At 34.6% G+C, this 16992-nt stretch carries 17 protein-coding genes; 7 read left to right on the forward strand and 10 right to left on the reverse strand.

Annotated features, from left to right (window positions below; translation table 11 throughout):
- Nucleotide 1: 1 nt before the first annotated feature.
- Nucleotides 2-1183, reverse strand: a complete 1182-nt coding sequence (locus GJU43_RS07825) for an acyl-CoA dehydrogenase family protein (RefSeq protein ID WP_127340632.1) — start codon at nt 1181-1183, stop codon at nt 2-4.
- 164 nt (nt 1184-1347) lie between these two features.
- Here GJU43_RS07825 and GJU43_RS07830 point away from each other — a divergent pair, with 164 nt between their 5' ends.
- Nucleotides 1348-3093 (forward strand): helix-turn-helix domain-containing protein, encoded by a 1746-nt coding sequence (locus GJU43_RS07830; RefSeq protein WP_154340222.1) that lies wholly within the window; start codon nt 1348-1350, stop codon nt 3091-3093.
- A gap of 25 nt (nt 3094-3118) precedes the next feature.
- Here the strand turns inward: GJU43_RS07830 and GJU43_RS07835 are convergent, their stop codons facing one another.
- The gene (locus GJU43_RS07835) at nt 3119-3286 is read right to left on the reverse strand and encodes an rSAM-modified peptide (RefSeq protein ID WP_154340223.1); all 168 of its coding nucleotides are present in this window, start codon (nt 3284-3286) and stop codon (nt 3119-3121) included.
- A gap of 46 nt (nt 3287-3332) precedes the next feature.
- The gene (locus GJU43_RS07840) at nt 3333-3476 is read right to left on the reverse strand and encodes an rSAM-modified peptide (protein WP_154340224.1); all 144 of its coding nucleotides are present in this window, start codon (nt 3474-3476) and stop codon (nt 3333-3335) included.
- 358 nt (nt 3477-3834) lie between these two features.
- Here GJU43_RS07840 and GJU43_RS07845 point away from each other — a divergent pair, with 358 nt between their 5' ends.
- From GJU43_RS07845 to GJU43_RS07860, 4 genes are all read left to right on the forward strand, one after another.
- Complete coding sequence (locus GJU43_RS07845) at nt 3835-5295, forward strand: vitamin K epoxide reductase family protein (protein WP_229655022.1); 1461 nt, start codon at nt 3835-3837, stop codon at nt 5293-5295.
- Between the two features lie 70 nt (nt 5296-5365).
- Nucleotides 5366-5518, forward strand: a complete 153-nt coding sequence (locus GJU43_RS07850) for a hypothetical protein (protein WP_154340226.1) — start codon at nt 5366-5368, stop codon at nt 5516-5518.
- A 579-nt stretch (nt 5519-6097) separates the two neighbouring features.
- A complete protein-coding gene (locus GJU43_RS07855) occupies nt 6098-8290 on the forward strand; it encodes a peptidase domain-containing ABC transporter (protein ID WP_154340227.1) in 2193 nt (730 codons plus the stop codon).
- A 2-nt stretch (nt 8291-8292) separates the two neighbouring features.
- Nucleotides 8293-9588, forward strand: a complete 1296-nt coding sequence (locus tag GJU43_RS07860; protein ID WP_154340228.1) for an HlyD family secretion protein — start codon at nt 8293-8295, stop codon at nt 9586-9588.
- A gap of 6 nt (nt 9589-9594) precedes the next feature.
- Here the strand turns inward: GJU43_RS07860 and GJU43_RS07865 are convergent, their stop codons facing one another.
- The 4 genes from GJU43_RS07865 to GJU43_RS07880 form a co-directional block, all read right to left on the reverse strand.
- Entirely contained in the window at nt 9595-10302 is a 708-nt protein-coding gene (locus GJU43_RS07865; RefSeq protein ID WP_154340272.1) for a tRNA1(Val) (adenine(37)-N6)-methyltransferase, read from the reverse strand.
- 147 nt (nt 10303-10449) lie between these two features.
- Nucleotides 10450-10800, reverse strand: coding sequence for a four helix bundle protein (locus tag GJU43_RS07870; RefSeq protein WP_154340229.1), 351 nt, complete (start codon nt 10798-10800; stop codon nt 10450-10452).
- Between the two features lie 211 nt (nt 10801-11011).
- On the reverse strand, nt 11012-11536 hold the full coding sequence (gene rimM, locus GJU43_RS07875; RefSeq protein ID WP_127340642.1) for a ribosome maturation factor RimM: 525 nt from the start codon (nt 11534-11536) through the stop codon (nt 11012-11014).
- Between the two features lie 15 nt (nt 11537-11551).
- Nucleotides 11552-12124: a 30S ribosomal protein S16 gene (locus GJU43_RS07880; RefSeq protein WP_154340230.1), complete on the reverse strand. Its 573-nt coding sequence runs from the start codon at nt 12122-12124 to the stop codon at nt 11552-11554.
- Between the two features lie 195 nt (nt 12125-12319).
- Here GJU43_RS07880 and GJU43_RS07885 point away from each other — a divergent pair, with 195 nt between their 5' ends.
- Nucleotides 12320-12811, forward strand: coding sequence for a DUF6252 family protein (locus tag GJU43_RS07885; RefSeq protein ID WP_154340231.1), 492 nt, complete (start codon nt 12320-12322; stop codon nt 12809-12811).
- Nucleotides 12812-12941: 130 nt separating this feature from the next.
- Complete coding sequence (locus GJU43_RS07890) at nt 12942-13301, forward strand: RNA-binding protein (RefSeq protein ID WP_026982652.1); 360 nt, start codon at nt 12942-12944, stop codon at nt 13299-13301.
- A gap of 129 nt (nt 13302-13430) precedes the next feature.
- Here the strand turns inward: GJU43_RS07890 and leuB are convergent, their stop codons facing one another.
- The 3 genes from leuB to leuD all read right to left on the reverse strand — a co-directional run bounded on the left by leuB (nt 13431) and on the right by leuD (nt 16904).
- On the reverse strand, nt 13431-14492 hold the full coding sequence (gene leuB, locus GJU43_RS07895; protein ID WP_154340232.1) for a 3-isopropylmalate dehydrogenase: 1062 nt from the start codon (nt 14490-14492) through the stop codon (nt 13431-13433).
- Nucleotides 14493-14662: 170 nt separating this feature from the next.
- Nucleotides 14663-16183, reverse strand: a complete 1521-nt coding sequence (locus tag GJU43_RS07900; RefSeq protein ID WP_154340233.1) for an alpha-isopropylmalate synthase regulatory domain-containing protein — start codon at nt 16181-16183, stop codon at nt 14663-14665.
- Nucleotides 16184-16307: 124 nt separating this feature from the next.
- The gene (leuD, locus tag GJU43_RS07905) at nt 16308-16904 is read right to left on the reverse strand and encodes a 3-isopropylmalate dehydratase small subunit (RefSeq protein ID WP_154340234.1); all 597 of its coding nucleotides are present in this window, start codon (nt 16902-16904) and stop codon (nt 16308-16310) included.
- Nucleotides 16905-16992 lie beyond the last annotated feature (88 nt).

The raw sequence follows: 16992 nt of genomic DNA on the forward strand, positions 1-16992 counted from the left end.
ATTACGATTTAAATGCTGGAATTCCAGTTACATCCATTCCTGTAATTAATAAATGAATATCATGTGTACCTTCATAGGTAATGACACTTTCGAGATTCATCATGTGACGCATAATCGAATATTCACCGGTAATTCCCATTCCGCCCAGCATTTGTCGGGCTTCACGTGCAATATGAATGGCCATGTCAACATTGTTTCTTTTGGCCATCGAAATCTGTGCAGTGGTTGCTTTCCCTTCATTTCTCAAAACTCCCAAACGCCAGGTTAGCAGTTGTGCTTTTGTGATTTCGGTAATCATTTCGGCTAATTTCTTTTGTTGTAGTTGAGTTCCTGCAATTGGTTTTCCAAACTGAATTCGTTCTTTTGCATAACGCAGTGCCGTGTCGTAACAATCCATCGCTGCTCCGATGGCACCCCATGCGATTCCGTATCTGGCTGAATCGAGACATCCCAGTGGTGCTCCTAAACCGGATTTGTTTGGCAAAAGATTTTCCTTAGGAACTTTTACATTATCAAAAATCAACTCTCCTGTTGATGAGGCACGAAGTGACCATTTATTATGTGTTTCGGGAGTAGAAAAGCCTTCCATACCGCGTTCTACGATTAAACCGTGAATTCTGCCGGTTTCATCTTTTGCCCAGACTACTGCAATATCAGCAAACGGGGCATTCGAAATCCACATTTTAGCACCATTTAAAAGATAATGATCCCCCATATCCTTAAAATTGGTAATCATACTGCCGGGATCGGAACCATGATCAGGTTCTGTCAGGCCAAAACAACCCATAAATTCACCTGTTGCCAGTTTTGGCAGGTATTTCATTCTTTGTTCTTCATTTCCGTATTTCCAGATTGGGTACATTACCAGAGAAGATTGTACAGACGAAGTAGATCGTACACCGGAATCACCGCGCTCAATCTCCTGCATGATTAAGCCATAAGAAATCTGGTCTAATCCTGCTCCGCCATATTCTTCAGGAATATAGGGTCCAAAACCACCAATTTCTCCAAGTCCTTTAATAATTTGTTTCGGAAATTCTGCTTTTTGCGCATATTCTTCTATAATAGGAGAAACTTCTCTTTTTACCCATGCACGTGCTGAATCACGAACTAATTTGTGCTCGTCTGTCAATAAATCGTCAAGGTTATAATAATCCGGCGCTTGAAATAAGTCTGGTTTCATCTTTAGTTAGTTTTACAAAACAAATTTACGTAATAAAAATATAACAAAACAAAGGTAATTTGTTATATTTTTTTAACACTAAATAAAAATAAATAAGAATAAGACGAATTTATGCTAGTTTTTTGGCATTTTATAAACTATTTTTGAGTCCAAAAACAATATAAATGAGGCTGATCATCTCTTTTTTACTTTTTTTTGTCCTCAATAATTCTTTTGCGCAACAGAAAAAAGAGTTAACGGAACAAGAATATTTACTCTTGCAGGATAAAATACGTTTAAATCTTAACGCAAATAGAGATAGTGCGGTAGTATATGCTTATGAAATGGCAAAGTCCGGTAATAATAAGCATATGGCTTTTGCAAATGTTGCATTGGCTTATTTATTTCAGTTAAAAGATAATACAGCAAAGTCCAAAGAAAAGTATAAACTGGCATTTCAGTATTTAGATAAAATGCCGGAATCCAGAGATAAAATTCAGCTTAAGTCTTATCTGTACAACTATAGCGGATTAATAGAAGCTGCAAAAGGGAATTATGGCGCAGCTCTTGAAAATTATCAGAAAGGAATGAAAATTTCGGTTCAGATAGAAGACATTATTCAGATTGTAAAATTCAAAAGTAATATCGCTTTTATTAATGATGCAATAGGCAACTATCAACTTGCTATAAAAAACTTAAAACAAATTAATGATTTTATAGATAAAAATGAGAGTTTTTATACCAAGGATCAGTTCCACACCATAAAAAGCAATAATAACCTAACGCTTGGAGGGTCGTATGAAAGCTGGTACATGAAAAACCAGAATCAGACAAAATTGCTTGATTCAGCCGCTTACTTTTACCAAAAAACAGTTTCCTATTCTCAAAATCTGCCCATGAATAATATTTCTGCTAAAATTAGTTTAGGGAATGTTTATTATATGAAAAATGATTTTAAGAATGCGGAAAAGACCTATTATAATATTATATTTTTTGCACAGCAGAACAATTTTAACAGAGAGTATAAAATTGCGACCTATAATCTGGGGAATTTATATTATGAAATAAAGAAGTATGATAAAGCACTGGTTTTTTTCAAAAAGGTAGATTCTGTTTCTATGGTAGATAATAGAAAAGATGAAAGCTTTTTAAAGTCCAATTACTACCAGGCAAAAATTTACAATATAAAGAAGGAGCCGGAATTGGCTTTCAAACATTCAAAAATTTATCTGGATAATTATGAGAAATCAGAAGCTAAATTAAACAATGAGGCTTTAGAGGTAAATTATAAATTAGGAACTGGTGATTTGAGCAATGAGATGGTCAGTATTCAGAAAAAATACGAAAAAGATGTTCTTTTAAATAAAGCGTTGAAGGTTTTTTATGTTTTACTGGTTATTGGAATCGTCTTTTTACTGATTAAAAATATCAGAGACAAAAATAAGGCGCATAAAAAAATGAATGCACTGATCGAGGAATTTAAAGCGAATCTCGAGAAGAAAGAAAATCCTCAGGTCGAAATTGCTGTAATGGAGCAGGAGGAAGATGTACTGCTTAAGAAAGAAAATGCCAATCTGAGTATTGATGAGGCTAAAGAAAATAAAATAGTCGAAAAACTGCTGGCATTAGAAAGTAAACACGAATACTTACATGCTGATTTTACGTTATCTTATGTTGCCAAAAAGATAAAAACGAATACAACTTATTTATCTTATGTTGTCAATAAAAGATTTGGGAAATCTTTCGGGGAATATTCGAATGAGCTTAAAATTAATTACGTAATCAATGAGATGATTACCAATCATATGTATCGTAAATACTCTACGCAGGCAATTGCAGAAAGTGTAGGATTTAAAAATGCAGTATCTTTTGCCAAATCATTTCGCAAAAGAACTGGAGTATCTCCAGCTCAGTTTGCGAATAATATTTAATTTCCTGTAAATTTCAGGAGAGATTTTAGCCATTTCCGTTCCCGTTTCCGTTTCCGCCACCACCTCTGATAGGGTCTTTTCCATCTACAGGATTTTCTCCGCCTGTTGTATCACCGCCCCAAACCATTTTTTGTTGGGGTTTATTTATTTTATCAGCTTTGAAATCTTCTAATTTTAGTTTTTTACTTTTCATAATATTTATTTATTAAAGTTATTCTTTTTATCTGTTTAATTTTAATTTATCCATTTCCATTCGTTTGTCCTCCACCTCGAACCGGGTCTTTTTCCTCCTCAGGAATAGTTCCTCCAAGTACTTTTTTTTGTTGATTTTCAGATAATTTTTCAACTACAAAATCTTCGAATTTTAATTTTTTTTTTGTCATGTTTTTGAGTGTTATGGTTTAACTTTTTCAAAACTAGGTAAAAAGCAAAACCCTTAATCGAGAATAGGCTTTTTGAGACTTTAAAGCAAATATATTTTGTATAATTAACTGTTTGTCAATGTTTTATGTTATTCATTCAGACTGGTATAATTTATAAATTGTATGTGCTATAATTAATAAAAAGTATATACAAAGGCATTTTTTTCAAATAAAAACTACAATATTTGCATCGTAGTTATGATTTAAACGCCACAAAAAGATGTTAAAACTGGTTCAGAAATTTCTTCTAATTAACAAGTACTCGGATATAAAAAATGAGTTCAAAGATTTGTTTCTTTCTCATCCAAATTACCCAAGCTTGTTTGCGATAACAGATTCTTTGGATTTGTTGTCTGTGGAGAATGCTGCAGTACGTGTTTCGAAAGAACAAATAGAAAATTTACCATCTAATTTTTTAGCGTATTTTAAAGAAGAACTTACTTTGGTCGAAAGAGCAAAAGATTATGTTCGTATTGATACTATAAAAAAAGGAAGTCAGAAAATATCTTATGATAGTTTTCTTTTAGACTGGAATGGTGTAATTGTAGCAATTGAACCGAATAATGTAGTGGGGAGAGAAGGCTTCAAGGATCAATATAAAAATGTAAAATACTATGTTCCGTTATTTCTTTTAATTGGACTGTCATTTTTTTACAATACATATAATTTTTTCAGTACTGTCTTTTTAATTACATCACTTTTAGGATTACTTGTTAGTGTCTTAATCGTTCAGGAAAAATTAGGGATAAAAAGCACGCTATTATCAAAGATTTGCAATCTTACTCCTAACACCTCCTGTAATTCCGTTCTTAGTTTTGATGGATTAGGTAAAAAATGGGTTGGTTTTTCAGACTTGCCTCTGATTTTCTTTAGTTCAAGTTTTGTTGCAATCCTGCTTCAGCCTTCAAATTCGTCAATTTTTATTGGTTTTTTGAGTTTATTGGCAATTCCGGTTGTTGTGACATCAATATGGATACAAAAATTTGAGATTCAAAAATGGTGTGTAATGTGTCTGGCAGTTTCCGCTCTGATTTTGGTACAAAGTATTATTTGGTTTGCCTCAGATTTTTTTACCCTGAGTTTTAGTTTTGGAAGTGTTTTTCCGTTCTTATTCTCATTAGTTTTCTTAGTGACGTTGTGGGCGGCTTTGAAACCTATCATTAGAAATGTATTAAATGTAGATGGTGATTTAAAAGAGTTGAAAAAATTTAAAAGAAATTTCTCCTTATTAAATTTTTTATCTAAAAAAGTACCGCAAACGGCAGGATTTGAAGATTTAAGAGGTTTGAGTTTTGGAAACAGAAATGCGGCAATAAAGTTGTCTATATTAATAAGTCCAAGTTGTGGACATTGTCACAAGACATTTCAGGAAGCATTTGATCTGGTGTTAAGATTTCCGGACAAGATATTTTTAAATGTATTGTTTAATGTAAACCCTGAAAATGCAGATAATCCTTATAAGATTATTGTCGAGAGACTTTTAACCATAAACAGGGCTACACCTGGAAAAACTGTAGAAGCAATATCAGATTGGCATATTAAAAAGATCGGGCTTAAAAAATGGTTAAAAAAATGGCATACAGAACCTGTAAGCATGTTGATAAACCAAGAGATACAAAAACAATACGAATGGTGTTCTAAAAACGATTTTAATTATACACCTGTTAAGATTGTAAATGAAAAGATATTTCCTAACGAATATGAACTAAACGAATTGAAATATTTTTTAAATGATTTTGTAGAAGAGAAAGAAATTGAAGTTTTAGAAAAAACAGCATAATATATATAGTACAGACCTGAACTTCAATGTCTTTAAATAGTTGGAGTGTTAATTGATAAAAACTTAAGTTATGTTAAAAAAAATCTTAAGCCTTGAAGGAGCTAAAGAGCTTACAAAAGAGGAAAAAAAAGTTATTAAAGGAGGTCTTGCATGTTACGAAGATGGAACATGTCCGAAAGGATCAATTTGTGAATATGATTCCTGGCGTTGTATACGTCCATAATATGATTTAACAGTTTTAGTAAATAAAAATAAAGCCTTATTTAAAATTTAGTCATGTTTTTTTTGAATTTGTAGGCGCTCGATCGTGGAACATTGAGCAAATATCCCCACATTGATGATTGGTGTTGGGATTCTCAGGATAATTGGTCACTTGGTTGGTTTTATTTGGTTAGGACTAACCAGTGTACCATCTCCTAGAGAAATTAGAGTTACTAAAATTTATTTAATATAAAAGAGAGCATTAAAGCTCTCTTTTTTTTTGACCTCAAAACAAAATAGTAGTAAAAATACTATACCTGAATTATTTTAGGACTTCAGTAGTCTTAAATAATTGAACTTCAGCCGATGAAACAAAGATGTTTTCAGGAAACTTTTAATTAGAAGAAAGTCAGGAACAGAACCATAATTATTTTTTATAATAAATTCATCTTAACAAATTGATATATAGGTTGTTGATTTGTTTTTGCCGGATTGTTAAAAATAGATTGAATTAAATTTTAATTCTAACATATTCAGGCGATAATCTTCTTTTTTTAAGAATTTTTGTATAATATTGCTATTACATAAAATCAATTTAGAATTGAAAAAATTCACCAATTACAAACAAGCAGATTATAAGGACTGTGGACCAACGTGTTTAAAGATTATTGCAAAACATTACGGCAAGACAATCCATATTCAGGAGTTGAGAGATCATAGTGAAACGACTCGTGAAGGAAGTAATTTGCTTTTTCTGAGCGATGCAGCGGAGAAAATTGGTTTCAGGACTTTAGGGGTAAAATTAAGTCCGGAGAGGCTGAACGAAGCTCCCTTGCCTTGTGTTTTACATTGGAATCAAAATCATTACGTAGTACTTTACAAAATAAAGAGAGGTATTTATTATGTCTCGGATCCGGCTTTTGGTTTAATTGAATATAATAAAGAAGATTTTATTAAATTCTGGATAGGAAACAACGCCGATGAATCTACCCAGGAAGGAATTGCATTGTTGATAGAAGCTACTCCGAAATTCTTTCAGACTGATTTTGACAAAGAAGATAATAAAAGTTTTGGATTCGGATTATTGTCACAATACGTATTGCGATACAAATCATTTTTAATTCAATTAAGTATAGGATTACTGGCGAGTAGTTTATTGCAGTTAATATTTCCTTTTTTAACTCAGAGTATTGTTGATATTGGAATACAAAATCAAAATATTCATTTTATTTATCTCATTCTTTTTGCACAATTGTTTCTTTTTGCCGGCAGAACAGGTTTAGAACTTATCCGGAGCTGGATATTACTTCATCTTTCTACGCGAATAAACATTTCGCTGATTTCAGATTTCTTTATTAAGCTAATGAACCTGCCGATCTCCTTTTTTGATGTCCGTATGACGGGAGATATAATGCAGCGTATCAATGATCATAGAAGAATAGAGCGAATTTTAACTACGTCATCGCTGAATGTATTATTCTCTGTAATCAATATGTTTGTTATGGGAGGCGTTTTGGCCTATTTTAATCTCAAGATATTTTTTGTGTTTTTTGCCGGAAGCGTTCTTTACTTTGTCTGGATCACTTTATTTCTAAAACGAAGAGAAACGCTGGATTACAAACGTTTTGCGGAAGTCTCACAGGAGCAAAGCAAAGTAATGGAGCTAATTAATGGTATGCAGGAAATAAAGCTTCATAATGCCGAAAAACAAAAACGGTGGGGATGGGAGTATGTGCAGGCAAGATTATTCAGGGTTTCAATAAAAGGACTGATTTTAGAGCAAACCCAGACCATTGGTTCCTCTGTAATCAATGAGCTTAAGAATATTTTTATCATATTTTTATCTGCAAAATTGGTTATTGACGGTTCTATTACATTGGGTATGATGCTGGCCATTAGCTCGATTGTAGGGAGTTTAAACGGTCCGATTACGCAGCTTATTGAGTTTGTCCGCGAACTTCAGGATGCCAAAATTTCATTGGCACGATTATCCGAAATTCATGATAAAGAAGACGAAACGCAGCAGGAAGTGCATCAAACGAGTGATGTGCCTTTTGATTCGGATATAGAAATAAAAAATCTATCCTACCGTTATTTGGGATCCGATATTCCAGTATTAGATGATCTCAGTTTGATCATCCCGGCCAATAAGGTTACAGCCATTGTAGGCGTTAGCGGAAGCGGCAAAACAACTTTAATGAAATTACTGCTAAAGTTTTATGAACCCGAAAAAGGAGAGGTTACGATTGGAAATACGCAATTAAAGAATATTTCTCAAAAGGCATGGCGAGGTAATATTGGGGCGGTGATGCAGGAAGGTTTTATTTTTAGCGATACTATTGCAAATAATATTGCTATCGGAGTAGATAAAGTAGATAAAGAACGATTGGTTTATGCAGCTGATGTAGCAAATATAAAAGAATATGTAAGTAGTTTGCCGCTCGGATATAATACAAAAATAGGGGCTGAAGGTGTAGGTATGAGTACAGGGCAGAAACAACGTCTGCTTATTGCGAGAGCCGTTTATAAAAACCCGGAAATTCTGTTTTTTGATGAAGCTACTTCTGCTTTAGATGCCAATAATGAGAAAGAAATTATGCGAAAACTGGATATTTTCTTCAAGGATAAAACAGTAGTTGTAATTGCCCACCGCTTAAGCACGGTCATGAATGCGGATCAGATTGTGGTTTTGGATAAAGGAAAAATCATTGAAATTGGGAGTCATTCGGCTTTAGTAGAGCAAAAAGGAAATTATTTTGAATTGGTTCGAAATCAATTGCAATTAGGGAATTAATCATGACAGAAGATAATACTACATTCGAATTAAGAAGTGAAGAAGTTCAGGACATTCTCACCAAAGTACCACATTGGATGATACGGTGGGGGACAGTTTTGATATTTACCATACTTTTTATGCTGTTTTTTGTGTCCTGGTTTATTAAATATCCCGACGTTGTAAATACCGAAATTGTAATTACAACCAATATTCCGCCGGAGAAAATAGTTTCTAAAACATCGGGACGTATAGAAGCAATACTGGTTAAAGATAAATCTGTCGTAAAAAAAAATATGACCTTGGCTATTATTGAAAATACGGCCAACTACAAAGATGTTTTTTTGCTGAAAAGTATTGTTGACGGTTACAGTATTAATGATTCAAAAAAAGATTTCCCATTTGCTTTACTGAAAAACGCACAATTAGGGGAAATTGAAAGCGCTTATGCCGTTTTCCAAAAAGATTATCAGGCGCAGCAATTAAACAAAAATCTCCAGCCATTTGAAGTGGAAAACAGGGCGCAAAATTCAGAAAATATTCAAATTAAGGAACGTTTGGAGATTTTGCAGCAACAGAAAGTAATCAATGAAAGTGAATTGCAGCTTCAGAAGAATGAGGTCGCCCGTTTTGAAATATTGTTCAACAAAGGAATCATTTCAACTCAGGAAATGGAAGCTAAGAAGCTAAATTACCTTCAGGCGCAGAAGAATTACAGAAGCCTGTTATCGTCTATTTCTCAATTACGGTCATCATTAATCGATAATACAAAATCAAGTCAGAGTTCTCATATAAACAGCACTAAAGAGGAGGTTAATTTGGGTAGAAACATGGCGCAGTCCTTTTATCAGTTGAAAAAAGTGATAAAAGACTGGGAACTCAATTATGCTTTAAAATCATCTATTAGCGGTGTTATTACTTTTTTACAGGTATGGACAGAGAATCAGACCATCAATTCAGGAGATAATGTTTTTTCTATAATTCCCGATGCGAGAAATGGATTTGTAGGCAAAGTTAAAGCGCCAGCGCTAAATTCAGGTAAAATAAAAGTAGGGCAAAAAGTGAATATCAGACTCGCTAATTTTCCCGATCGTGAATTCGGCGTTTTATATGGTAAAATTCAGAATATTTCTTTGGTTCCCGATAAAGATGGCAATTTATTGTTAGACGTTGCCTTGCCAAGCGGCTTAGAGACTTCGTATAAAAAACAAATCATATTTCAGCAGGAAATGAAAGGAAGTGCTGAAATCGTAACCGAAGACTTGCGATTGCTCGAAAGGATTTTATATCAGTTTAAAAATATTTTTGAGCAGGTTTAGGGGGAATTAAAATTTTAAATAAAAATCCTTAGTCAATTCAATATATTCAGCAGTATAATTATGGCGTTCCATTTCAATAATTAATTCGTCGATTTCAATTTTTGTTTTTTCGTCTCTGCTGAATGCCAACAGACTTCGCTTTATGCTTGAGGCTGGAGTTCCCTTTACACGTGTAATTTTTAAGGGGTACAATTCTGATTCTTTAGCCAGAGCTATAAAACGTTCTTCTTCTTTGTAAGGAAGAATTAAAGCAAAAATTCCATTTTCAGAAAGCAACAGATCGGCGGCTTCTACTAATTCTTCAAAAGGCATAGCATCCTGAAAACGAGCCAGATCGCGCTGTTCATTTTCGGTTTTATAATCTTCAGAGTAAAAAGGAGGATTTGATACAATTAAATCGTATTCATCTTCAGGTTCTTCAATAAATTCATCTAAACCTGCATGGAAACAAAATAAGCGATCACCCCAGGGCGAACTTTCGAAATTTTCAACAGCTTGTTCGTAAGCGTCTTCATCAATTTCCAGGGCATCAATTTGTTCCGCATGAGTTCGCTGAGCAAGCATTAGAGCAATGATTCCCGTTCCGGCACCAATGTCTAAAATGCTGAATGGATTGTTGTTTACAGGAGCCCAGGCACCTAATAAAACACCATCGGTTCCTACTTTCATAGCGGTTTTATCTTGTTGGATAGCGAATTGCTTGAATTTGAACATACAAATAGAAAATTCCAATTTTTTATCCCAATAGCTATCGGGACCAAATTATAAATGAAAATGAAATTCCAAAAATGAAATTCCAAATTCCAATTTCAAATTGGGGGTTGTTTTACATTGTAAAAATAAGACTAAATATCGAATTAATTATTTTGATGTTTTGGTGATTATTACCGATAAAATTTTTCGTAATTCTTCTATTTCGAATAATAGAGAATCAGAAAGTGTTTTTTGATCAGGATTTAATTCGTGTAATAAGCGTAGCCAAAATTTAGATTCCTTAGCTTCTTTTCGGGAAATTTTTAGTCGAAATATTAAATCTTTGTCTCCCAGTTTTTCATTTGCCTCAATGTAATTAGCACCGACAGAACCCGATGATCTGATTAATTGTTTGCCATCTTCCAGGTTTGATGTAGTTTTAGGAAGGGTTCGAATATAGTTCCTGCATTCCTTTGCAAACAGAAATGTTCTTTCTTCTAAATTATAAGGTTTGTTCATGAAGCAAATGCCAATTTTTTAAATTCCAAATTCCAATATTGAATGTAAAAGTATAAAAAAAGAATTAGTAAAAGAAGGTTTTTTCTTTCAAAAATAAATTTATCCAAAAATAAGAATCAACCTTTTGAATTAGGAGTTTTATTCCAAGGATTCGGGTTGTAATTTAATCCTCAGGTTGTAATTTGGGATTTAAAAAATTTGGAATTTAAAACTACAAGTACATCTCAACCAATCCTTCCGGAAGGTTCATGATAACCTTTTTATTATCACGATCAATTTTTACCAAAAAATGATCAATCATTGGGATCAGCATTTCAACTTCACCGTTTAAAACTTCAAAAAGGGGCTGTGCAGTAGTATCGTTTACGGCAGCGATTTTTCCAAATACGCCTAAACGCTGGTCTTCGATTTCAAAACCGATTACTTCGTGAAAATAAAATTTGTTGCCTGTAAGTTTTGGCAGCATGTTTAAAGGAAGATAAATAGCATTTCCCATAATGGCATCTGCATCCTCTTCGGTATTCATATCTTCAAAACGGATTCTGAGAAAATCGTTTTTATGCAATGAACTTTTTTCAATAAAAAAAGGAACCAGGTGTTTGTTGCATTCAACAAACACTGATTCCAGATTTTCGTATAACTCAGGTTCGTCCGTGTCTAAATAAGCCAGAACTTCTCCTTTGAAACTAAATTTTTTAGCGATTTTACCTAAATAAAAACAATCTTCTTTACGCATTCTCGCTAACTAAAATTATGCTTCAGTTGTTTCGTTATTTTCTTCAGCAGCAGGAGCTTCTTCAGTAGCAGCTTCCGCTTCAACTTCAGCAACTTCTTCTTCAACAGCAGGAGTCGCAGCAGCGATAGCATCAGCTTCAGCCTGAGCAGCAGCAGCTAAACGTTTAGCATTAACTTCTTGTTCTGCTTTAAAAGCTTTAGCTTTAGCATCAGCTTGCGCTTTTGTTAAACCGTCTTTTTTAGCATCAACTTTTCCAGCTTTAGCATCTAACCAGGCAGCTAATTTAGCATCAGCCTGCTCTTGAGTTAAAGCACCTTTACGAATACCTCCATCAAGGTGGTGTTTCAATAAAGCACCTTTGTAAGAAAGAATTGCTCTAGCAGTATCAGTTGGTTGTGCACCATTGTGTAACCATTTAACTGCACTATCAAGGTTTAAGTCGATAGTTGCCGGGTTTGTGTTTGGATTGTAAGTACCGATTTTCTCTAAGTATTTACCATCTCTTTTTGAGCGTGCATCTGCAGCTACAACCCAGTAAAAAGGTTTTCCTTTTTTACCGTGTCTTTGTAATCTAATTTTTACTGACATAATCGTATGATTAAATTTTGAGGTACTCGACCTCTGTTAATTAAGGGCGCAAAGATATAATTTTTTTCTGAATTGTACGTTCAAAATGGTATTAAATGTCCTTATGGTAAATTATTCCTAATTTTTATTGTTTTTCGGACTTGTTTTTTAATTATTTCTCTCAAATGAAATACTTTTGCGCTAAATTTATTTTACATGAAAAAATGTTTCTGTTTTCTTTCATTAATTTTTTTGCTTGTCACTTCTTGTACAGAAGATGTGAAATTTAATAATCCGGCCTTTCAAAGTTTAAAAGACAATGTTTTTTGGCGGGCGCAAATTTATGAAGCTCAAATTGCCCCGGATGATAAAGTAACAATTAAAGGAACGATGGGTTCTGAACAGGTACTACTTAATTTGGCTTCTTCAGAGGAAAGAACCTATTTCCTTGGATTAGATAATGTTACAAGAGCCTCTTATTATTATGAGATTGGTTCAGATGTTTTTTTATTTAGTACCGGACCAAATATTGGAGAAGGCCAGATAACAATTACAGAATATAATATTGAAGATAAAACGATTTCGGGAACATTTAAATTTAAAGCAGTAAATTCAAATGCAGCCGCGAATGAAAAAAAGAATGTAAGTTTTACCGAAGGCGTGTTTTACAAGGTTCCAGTCACTCCCAGCACAACTTTGGAAAATTAATTAAATTTTAATTATTAAATTTTTCTAAAATAAGGGTTTTAAAATTAAAATAAAAACATAAATAAACTAATATATAGTAGATTAGAGAAAAATAAGATTACATTTGCTACATTATTATAAATAAGTACATATGAACATTTTTGTTGGAAGCCTTCCATTCAGTATTGAGGAAGCAGATTTAAGAGAGTCTTTCGAGGCTTACGGAGCAGTAGATTCAGTTAAGATCATTACTGATAAATTTACAGGAAGAAGCAAAGGTTTTGGTTTTGTTGAGATGCCAAACGATGCTGAAGCTCAAAAAGCAATTGATGAATTGAACGGAGCTACTGTTCAAGGTCGTGCAATTGTGGTTAATAAATCTGAACCGAAACCAGAAGGCGAAAGAAGAAGCTTCAACAATAACAGTCGTGGTGGAGATTCACGCGGAGGTTATGGTGGAGGAAACAGCCGTGGTGGAAATGACCGTGGTGGTAACAGAGGAGGATATTAATATTTTTTTCTAAATATATAAAAGGGATCAACGAAAGTTGATCCCTTTTTTTATGTGCTAAATTTTGTGTCAGGTTTGATTTGTGTCAGGTTTCAAGTTCGAAAACCTCAAACCTGAAACAAAAATTAACTATAAGTTCGCTACAAGCCAGTCTCCAACTTCACTGGTTTTGTAGGCTTTTGATCCTTTTGCTGCCAAATCTTCTGTAACAACACCTTGTTCCAAAGATTTGTTTACAACCACTCTGATCGCTTCAGCTTCGGCTTTTAATCCAAAAGCATCTTCGAACATCATGGCGGCTGATAAAATAGTGGCTAACGGATTCGCAATATTCAATCCGGTTGCCTGTGGATAAGAGCCGTGGATTGGCTCGTATAAGGAAGTATGTTCCCCAACAGAAGCCGAAGGCATTAATCCCATAGAACCTGAAATTACAGAAGCTTCATCGGTTAAAATATCTCCGAATAAATTCTCAGTAATCAATACGTCATAAGAGTTTGGCCATTGTACCAAACGCATGGCCACCGCATCAACAAACTCGTAAGAAACGTTAACTTCCGGATACTCTTTTTCCATTGCCTGAACGGTTTCTCTCCATAAACGCGAAGTTTCCAAGACGTTTGCCTTGTCTACGCAACATAGTTTTTTGCTTCGTGTCATGGCTAATTCAAAACCTTTTTTGGCTAAACGCTGCACTTCGGCTCTGGTGTAAACACAGTTATCGAAAGCAGTTTCTCCATCGTCTCTTCTCCCTTTTTCACCAAAGTAGATTCCTCCCGTTAATTCTCTTAAGAAAACCAAATCAGTTCCTTCGATTCTTTCTCTTTTTAAAGGAGAATTGTCAATTAAAGAAGGAAAAGTAAAAGTTGGACGCACATTTGCAAACAATCCCAATTTTTTACGCATCAACAATAATCCCTGCTCCGGACGAACAGGAGCAGTTGGGTCATTGTCGTATTTTGGGTGACCGATTGCCCCAAATAAAACGGCATCCGCTTTCATACAAATTTCGTGAGTCTCATCGGGATAAGGAACTCCAACGGCGTCAATGGCACAGGCTCCTGTAAGAGCTGGTGTCCAGGTTATTTCATGATTGAATTTTTTTGCAATAGCATCAGATACTTTTACTGCTTCATTTATTACCTCAGGACCAATTCCGTCTCCTGCTAAAAGGGCTATGTTAAATTTCATTTTTTTTAAGTTTCTAAGGTTCTGAGTTTCTAAGGTTCTAAGTTATTTTTTCTTAGTAAGTCAGAACTTTTATTTATAATTGTTTTTTGGGTTTTAAGTTTCTGAGGTTTGAGTCGCTAAGATTCTAGGTTTTTTCGCTCAGAACCTTAGGATCTTAGCAACTTAGAACCTTACGGAATCACATTCAGCATTTTTTGCGTTGCAATAATCGCTGCAACGGTCTGATCTGAATCTAATCCTCTGGTTTTAAATTCTTTTCCGTTGTTTACCCAGGTGATGATCGTTTCGCATAAAGCATCGGAGCTGCTGCCTGGCGGAATTCTCACGGCGTAATCGATAAGTTTTGGTAATGTTAATTTCTTTTGTTTATAGATTTTAGACAGTGCATTCATGAAAGCATCAAACTGACCGTCGCCCTGTGCATTTTCTTCGATAACTTCGTCATCGATTTTTAATAACAAAGTGGTTGACGGACGCATTCCTTTTGAGTGTACTAATATATAGGACTCAATTGTGATTTTATCCTGATAGGTATGACTGTCCAGAACGTCGGAAATGATATAGGGCAGGTCTTCTTTGGTGACCGTTTCTTTTTTGTCTCCCAATTCGATGATTCTCTGTGTAACTAATTTTAAGTCTTCCTGGTTGAGTTTTAAGCCTAACTCCTGAAGATTTTTTTCAATATTAGCTTTTCCTGATGTTTTTCCGAGAGCGTACTTTCTTTTTCTTCCAAAACGTTCCGGAAGTAAATCGTTAAAATACAAGTTGTTTTTATTGTCACCATCGGCATGAATTCCGGCAGTCTGCGTAAAAACATTATCGCCTACAATAGGTTTGTTGGCAGGAATCCTGTACCCGGTAAAAGTTTCCACCAGTTTGCTTACCGAATATAAAGAAGTCTCTTTTATATTGATACTTACCTCGGGCATATAGTCGTTTATCACGGCCACAGTACTTTCCAGGGGAGCATTGCCGGCACGTTCTCCCATTCCGTTTACGGTTACGTGCAAGCCGTTAATCCCGGCTTTTACAGCTTCCATAACATTGGCCACACTTAAATCGTAATCATTGTGCGCGTGAAAATCAAAATGGGTTTTTGGATATCTCGCTGTAATTCTTGAAATAAATTCAAAAGCCTGCGACGGAATTAATACGCCAAGAGTATCCGGAAGTAAAATTCTTTTTACAGGCTGCTGCGTTAAAAAATCTAGATACTGAAAAACATATTCAGGAGAATTACGCATTCCGTTGCTCCAGTCTTCCAGATACACATTGGTTTCTATATTGTTTTCTTTGGCTAAAGCGATCGCTTGTGCAATTTCGGAAAAATGCTGTTCCGGTGTTTTTTTTAATTGATGGGTGAGGTGGTTTAAAGAACCTTTGGTTAATAAATTCTGGACTTTCGCACCCGATTTTTTCATCCATTCAATAGACAATCCTCCGTCTACAAATGTAAGAACTTCGATTCGGTTGGTGTATCCTTTTTCTTCAGCCCAGGTCATAATGCCTTTTACTCCCTGAAATTCACCTTCGCTTACACGTGCAGAAGCAATTTCTATTCTATCAATATTTAATTCTTCCAATAATAATTGTGCAATGGTCAGTTTTTCTGCAGCAGAAAAAGATACTCCGGAGGTTTGTTCACCGTCACGAAGCGTCGTATCCATTATTTCAATTTTTCTTTTTTCCATATTGATATGCTATATTTCTAAAAATGAAATTATAGTTGTTTTATATTTTTCTCTTCTTTAATTTAGAAAGACCCGACAGGTTTTTGGAATCTGTCGGGTCTAAATAGAATGAACAAGATTTTTTTTAGTAAGGAAGTTTATCAGCGAAAGCCACAATATCTTCTTTAATATTTTGTAAATAATCAATGTCATCAAAACCATTGATCATATTGTTCTTTTTGTATCCGTTAATGGCGAAAGACTCTTGTTGTCCTGTCGCTAATAAAGTAATGGTCTGGTTGGGCAAGTTGATTTCTAACTCGGTTTTAGGATCTGCTTCAATCGCTTTGAAAATGGTATCAGCAAATTCAGGGCTAACCTGAACCGGTAAAACGCCAATATTCAAGCAGTTTCCTTTAAAGATATCGGCAAAGAAACTAGAAACGACAGCTCTGAAACCGTAATCGTAAACGGCCCAGGCAGCATGTTCTCTGGAAGAACCTGAACCAAAGTTTTTTCCTCCCACCAGAATTTTTCCGCTGTAAGTGGAGTCGTTCAAAACGAAATCAGCCTTTGGGCTATCATCGCCGTTATATCTCCAGTCTCTAAAAAGATTGTCTCCAAAACCTTCACGTTTTGTTGCTTTCAGGAAACGGGCCGGAATGATCTGATCTGTATCTACATTCTCAATTGGTAGTGGCACAGCACTACTGGTAAGTATATTAAATTTATCGTATGCCATTTTTTTTTGCTTTACGCTGTAGGCTGTAAGCTTTAGGCTTTTCTCTACAGCAATGTTTTTGTATTGATTTTTCAGCTTAAAGCTTAAA

This window comes from Flavobacterium sp. LC2016-23, from assembly GCF_009674775.1.
GTDB lineage: Bacteria > Bacteroidota > Bacteroidia > Flavobacteriales > Flavobacteriaceae > Flavobacterium.

What these genes read in the sequence shown, in the direction of transcription:
- GJU43_RS07825 (WP_127340632.1), bottom strand. Translation starts at nt 1,183, where the DNA reads ATGAAACCAGACTTATTTCAAGCGCCGGATTATTATAACCTTGACGAT.
- GJU43_RS07830 (WP_154340222.1), top strand. Translation starts at nt 1,348, where the DNA reads ATGAGGCTGATCATCTCTTTTTTACTTTTTTTTGTCCTCAATAATTCT.
- GJU43_RS07835 (WP_154340223.1), bottom strand. Translation starts at nt 3,286, where the DNA reads ATGAAAAGTAAAAAACTAAAATTAGAAGATTTCAAAGCTGATAAAATA.
- GJU43_RS07840 (WP_154340224.1), bottom strand. Translation starts at nt 3,476, where the DNA reads ATGACAAAAAAAAAATTAAAATTCGAAGATTTTGTAGTTGAAAAATTA.
- GJU43_RS07850 (WP_154340226.1), top strand. Translation starts at nt 5,366, where the DNA reads ATGTTAAAAAAAATCTTAAGCCTTGAAGGAGCTAAAGAGCTTACAAAA.
- GJU43_RS07860 (WP_154340228.1), top strand. Translation starts at nt 8,293, where the DNA reads ATGACAGAAGATAATACTACATTCGAATTAAGAAGTGAAGAAGTTCAG.
- GJU43_RS07865 (WP_154340272.1), bottom strand. Translation starts at nt 10,302, where the DNA reads ATGTTCAAATTCAAGCAATTCGCTATCCAACAAGATAAAACCGCTATG.
- GJU43_RS07870 (WP_154340229.1), bottom strand. Translation starts at nt 10,800, where the DNA reads ATGAACAAACCTTATAATTTAGAAGAAAGAACATTTCTGTTTGCAAAG.
- rimM (WP_127340642.1), bottom strand. Translation starts at nt 11,536, where the DNA reads ATGCGTAAAGAAGATTGTTTTTATTTAGGTAAAATCGCTAAAAAATTT.
- GJU43_RS07880 (WP_154340230.1), bottom strand. Translation starts at nt 12,124, where the DNA reads ATGTCAGTAAAAATTAGATTACAAAGACACGGTAAAAAAGGAAAACCT.
- GJU43_RS07885 (WP_154340231.1), top strand. Translation starts at nt 12,320, where the DNA reads ATGAAAAAATGTTTCTGTTTTCTTTCATTAATTTTTTTGCTTGTCACT.
- GJU43_RS07890 (WP_026982652.1), top strand. Translation starts at nt 12,942, where the DNA reads ATGAACATTTTTGTTGGAAGCCTTCCATTCAGTATTGAGGAAGCAGAT.
- leuB (WP_154340232.1), bottom strand. Translation starts at nt 14,492, where the DNA reads ATGAAATTTAACATAGCCCTTTTAGCAGGAGACGGAATTGGTCCTGAG.
- GJU43_RS07900 (WP_154340233.1), bottom strand. Translation starts at nt 16,183, where the DNA reads ATGGAAAAAAGAAAAATTGAAATAATGGATACGACGCTTCGTGACGGT.
- leuD (WP_154340234.1), bottom strand. Translation starts at nt 16,904, where the DNA reads ATGGCATACGATAAATTTAATATACTTACCAGTAGTGCTGTGCCACTA.